Origin of the sequence: Cellulomonas sp. IC4_254 (assembly GCF_011603975.1) — a bacterium.
Classification (GTDB): Bacteria; Actinomycetota; Actinomycetes; order Actinomycetales; family Cellulomonadaceae; genus Cellulomonas.
Genome location: NZ_JAANNB010000257.1, coordinates 1 through 4,483, shown reverse-complemented (window position 1 = coordinate 4,483; position 4,483 = coordinate 1). Strand labels below are relative to the sequence as shown.

Here is a 4,483-nt window from a genome sequence, read left to right as displayed (position 1 = left end):
GAGCGGGGCAGGTCCGCCCGGGGCGCGCGCCCCGGGGCGTTCCTCGGGCGGATCACCCGGATGCCACCGGGTTCACCCGGGGTCGGCGGACAAACCGGACAAATCTACTCATAGGCTTCATCGCAGCAGGAACGGGCCTGGGGACGACGACCCGTCCCCCCGGCCACCCAGGACCACCAGGAGAGGGGGGACCGTGCCGTCCACCGACAGCAGCACGGACCTGCGCGCCCGCGCCGTGACGTTCTACCTGCCGCAGTTCCACCCGGTGCCGGAGAACGACGCGTGGTGGGGCCCCGGCTTCACGGAGTGGACCAACACCGCCAAGGCCCGGCCGCTGTTCCGCGGGCACGTGCAGCCCCACATCCCCGCCGACCTCGGGTTCTACGACCTGCGGATGCCGGAGGCGCGCGAGGCGCAGAGCGACCTGGCGCAGCGGTACGGCGTCGAGGCGTTCGTGTACTGGCACTACTGGTTCGGCGGCGGCCGGCGGATCCTCGAGCGCCCGTTCACCGAGGTGCTCGCGTCCGGCGTCCCGTCGGTGAAGTTCTGCCTCGCCTGGGCGAACCAGACCTGGAGCGGCATCTGGCACGGCGCGAGCGACCGCGTCCTGATGGAGCAGACCTACCCCGGGCCGGAGGACGAGCAGGCGCACTTCGACTCGCTGCTGCCGGCGTTCCGGGACGAGCGCTACCTGCGGGTGGACGACCGCCCGGTGTTCTACGTGTTCCGACCGGAGGACCTGCCGGACGCCGCGGCGTTCGTCGACCGCTGGCAGGCGATGGCCCGCGCGGCCGGCCTGCCGGGGCTGTACCTGGTGGCCGAGGTGTCCGACCTGCTCGGCCGCGGCCCGAAGTACACCGACGTGGACGCGGCCGGATTCGACGCCGGCGTGTACATGCGGATCCCCGCCCGGCAGACCCGCGCGGACGTGCTGCGGATGCGCCTGGGCCGCAAGCTCGGCAAGCCGGAGGTGTTCCCGCACGCGCCGGACTTCGAGCCCGCGCCGGCCGGCATCTCCGACCGGCTGCAGCCGTGCGTGTACCCGAACTGGGACAACTCCCCGCGGTCCGGCTCGCGCGCCGTCGTGGTCACCGGCTCCTCCCCCGAGCTGTTCGGCCGGCACGTCCGCCAGGCCGTCGACACCCTCGCCGACCGCCGGCCCGAGGAGCGGCTGCTCTGGGTCAAGTCCTGGAACGAGTGGGCCGAGGGCAACTACCTCGAGCCCGACCTGGAGCACGGGCACGCGTGGCTCGAGGCGCTGCGCGACGGGCTGCGGGGCACGAGCACGCTCGCCACCGAGCCGGCGCGGGTGCTCACCCCCACGCACGCGCTCGGCCGCACCGCCCCGACGGACGGCGTCGCGCATGGGTGAGGCCAGCACCGCGGCCCCGCTGCGCATCGCCATGCTGTCCTACTACCTCCCGTCGGGCAGCAAGATCGGCGTCGGCTTCCAGGCCCACGAGCTCGCCACCGAGCTCGCGCGCCGCGGCCACCACGTCGACATGTTCAGCGACTGCCCGCCCGTGCCGGGCGCGGTGTACGGCCACCGGCACGTCGCGATGTCGGGCTCGCTGCGCACGTTCCGGTTCGCGACCGACCTGCGCAAGCAGGACTTCACGGGCTACGACGTGCTGCACGCGCACGGCGACGACTACTGGTTGTGGCGCCGGCGCGCGCCGCTGCACGTCCGCACCGTGCACGGCTCCTGCTTCGAGGAGGCCCGGCACATCCGCGGGGCCAAGGAGAAGCTGCGGATGCTGCTGCTCGGGTTCACCGAGGTGCTGGCGTCCGTGGTCGCCGACCGGGTCGTCGTGGTGTCCCCGCAGACCCGGCGCTGGGTGCCGCGGTCGCACGACGTGATCCCCAACGGCGTCGACACCACCCGGTTCACCCCGGGCGACGCGGCGGGCCGGGCCGACCACCCGGTGGTGCTGTTCGTGGGCACGTGGCACGGCCGCAAGCGCGGCAAGGACCTGGCGGCGGCGTTCGCCCGGGACGTGCTGCCGCGGGTCCCCGAGGCGGAGCTGTGGATGGTCACCCGGGACGCCCCGGCCGACCCCGGCCCCGGCATCAAGGTCCTCGGCCGGCTGTCCGACGAGGACCTGGCCGACGCCTACCGCCGCGCCTGGGTGTTCTGCCTGCCGTCGTCCTACGAGGGCTTCGGCATCCCGTACGCCGAGGCGATGGCCAGCGGCCTGCCGGTCGTCGCCACGCCGAACGTCGGGGCCCGGTACGTCTCCGACGAGGGCCGCGCCGCGGTGCTCGCCGAGCTGGACGACCTGGGCACCGCGCTGGCCGACGTGCTGCTCGACGCCCCGCGCCGGGCCGCGCTGTCCGCCGCGGGCCTGGAGCGGTCCCGCACCTTCTCGCTCACCGCCGTCGCCGACGCGTACGAGCGCCTGTACACGACCCCCCAGCAGCACGGAGACCAGTCATGACCGATGTCGCCATCCGGGCCGCCGGGGTCGGGAAGTCGTACCGGATCGCCACCTCCGACGACGCCCCGTCCACGGCCGCCGAGGCGGTGCTGCAGCGGCTGCGGCACCCGCTGCAGCGCGCGCAGTACGAGGAGTTCCGCGCGCTCGACGACGTGAGCTTCGAGATCCCCCGCGGCGAGGCCGTCGGCATCCTGGGCCGCAACGGCGCCGGCAAGTCGACGCTGCTCAAGCTGCTCACCCGCGTCGCCGCGCCGACGCGCGGCCGGATCGAGCTCGCCGGCCGGGTCGGCTCGCTGCTCGAGGTCGGCACCGGCTTCCACCCGGAGCTGACCGGCCGCGAGAACGTGTTCCTCAACGGCACGCTGCTCGGGATGCGCAAGAGCGAGATCAAGCAGCGCTTCGACGAGATCGTGGCGTTCTCCGGCGTCGAGAAGTTCCTCGACACCCCGGTGAAGCGGTACTCGTCCGGCATGTACGTCCGGCTGGCCTTCGCGGTCGCCGCGCACCTGGACACCGAGATCCTCGCGGTGGACGAGGTGCTCGCGGTCGGCGACGCCGAGTTCCAGGCGAAGTGCCTCGACCGGATGCGCACGGTCGCCTCGGAGGGCCGCACCGTGCTCTACGTGTCGCACCAGGTGCAGACCGTCAAGACGCTGTGCACCTCGGCGATCTTCCTCGAGCACGGCAACCTCGTGATGCACGGCACGGTCGACGACGCCATCGAGCTCTACCAGACCAGCCGGGACCGGGTGGCGATCAGCCAGACCGACATCGACCGGCGCCCCGGCACCGGCGAGGTCCGGATCACCTCCGCGACGGTCTCCAGCCCCCTGTACAAGACCACCGAGCCGAAGACCATCGAGTTCCTGGTCTCCGCCAACGCCGACTACATCGGCAAGTACTTCGTGTCCTGCCACATCAACGACCGGCACGGCACCACGATCCTGCAGTGCGACTCCCGGGTCAGCGGCCTCTGGCTGGACCCGGCGCAGGAGCAGAAGATCGCGCTCACCATCAAGGAGCCCTGGCTCAAGCCCGGCGAGTACACCGTCGACCTGTTCGTCTGCTCCTCCGGGGTGCTCGACTCGTTCGAGGGCGCCGGCCGGTTCGAGATCCACCCGGTGCTGCCCTACCCGCAGGCGGTCTCCGACGAGGGGCTCGACGCGGGCCTCGTCCTCGCCGACTTCGACTACGAGAGGCGCTGAGCGATGGCCACGCGCACGACTGTCATCAACCCGCCCGGGCGCCTCCCGCTGCCGGCGTGGCGCGAGATGTGGGAGGCCCGCGAGGTCTTCACCCGGTTCGGCATCCGCGACCTCAAGCTGCGCTACCGGCAGACCGCGCTCGGCGTGATCTGGGTAGTGCTGCAGCCGCTGCTGAGCGCCGGCATCTTCTCGATCGTGTTCGGGCAGATCGCCGACCTGTCCAGCGACGGCGTGCCGTACTTCGTCTTCTCGTTCACCGGCATGCTCGCGTGGACGCTGTTCAACGGGATCGTGTCCCGGGCGGCGCCGTCGCTGGTGAACAACCAGGCGCTGGTGTCCAAGGTGTTCTTCCCGCGGCTGCTGGTGCCGCTGTCCTCGGTGCTGTCGGTGCTGGTCGACTTCCTGGTGGCCGGCGTCCTGATGGTCGGGCTGATCGTCTGGTACGACATCCCGATCACCTGGGCCCTGCTGACGCTCCCGCTGTGGATCCTCGCGGTGATCCTGCTGGGCTCCGGCCTCGGCATGGCCGCCTCGGCGCTGATGGTGAAGTTCCGCGACATCGCCTACGTGGTGCCGTTCGCGCTGCAGACGCTGCTGTACGCCAGCCCGCTCGCCTACTCGCTGAGCGAGGTGGGCGAGGGCATCCGCTGGTTGTTCGACATCAACCCGCTGACCTGGATCCTCGAGGGCTTCCGGTGGTCGCTGCTCGGCCTGGCGCAGCCGGCGACGTGGCAGATCGCCGCGACGGCGGGGGTGAGCGTCGCGGTGTTCGTCGGCGGCGCGCTGATCTTCTCGAAGATGGAACGCGGCTTCGCGGACGTGATCTGACGTGGCCGCGCC

General features: G+C 72.0%; 4 protein-coding genes. All 4 read left to right on the top strand.

Annotated elements, in window-relative coordinates; translation table 11 throughout:
• The first annotated feature begins 193 nt into the window (after positions 1–193).
• Genes G6556_RS17365 through G6556_RS17350 form a run of 4 tightly spaced genes read left to right on the top strand, consistent with a single transcriptional unit; the run spans position 194 to position 4,471 of the window.
• Positions 194–1,372, top strand: coding sequence for a glycoside hydrolase family 99-like domain-containing protein (locus G6556_RS17365; RefSeq protein ID WP_205693677.1), 1,179 nt, complete (start codon positions 194–196; stop codon positions 1,370–1,372).
• The gene (locus G6556_RS17360) at positions 1,365–2,438 is read left to right on the top strand and encodes a glycosyltransferase family 4 protein (protein ID WP_166944185.1); all 1,074 of its coding nucleotides are present in this window, start codon (positions 1,365–1,367) and stop codon (positions 2,436–2,438) included. The genes G6556_RS17365 and G6556_RS17360 overlap by 8 nt, the downstream gene beginning before the upstream one ends.
• Positions 2,435–3,643, top strand: a complete 1,209-nt coding sequence (locus tag G6556_RS17355) for an ABC transporter ATP-binding protein (protein ID WP_166944183.1) — start codon at positions 2,435–2,437, stop codon at positions 3,641–3,643. The genes G6556_RS17360 and G6556_RS17355 overlap by 4 nt, the downstream gene beginning before the upstream one ends.
• A gap of 3 nt (positions 3,644–3,646) precedes the next feature.
• Positions 3,647–4,471 (top strand): ABC transporter permease, encoded by an 825-nt coding sequence (locus G6556_RS17350; RefSeq protein WP_166944181.1) that lies wholly within the window; start codon positions 3,647–3,649, stop codon positions 4,469–4,471.
• Positions 4,472–4,483: the final 12 nt, after the last annotated feature.

Coding starts and splice junctions, on each gene's coding strand:
- G6556_RS17350 (WP_166944181.1), top strand. CDS start 3,647: ATGGCCACGCGCACGACTGTCATCAACCCGCCCGGGCGCCTCCCGCTG.
- G6556_RS17355 (WP_166944183.1), top strand. CDS start 2,435: ATGACCGATGTCGCCATCCGGGCCGCCGGGGTCGGGAAGTCGTACCGG.
- G6556_RS17360 (WP_166944185.1), top strand. CDS start 1,365: ATGGGTGAGGCCAGCACCGCGGCCCCGCTGCGCATCGCCATGCTGTCC.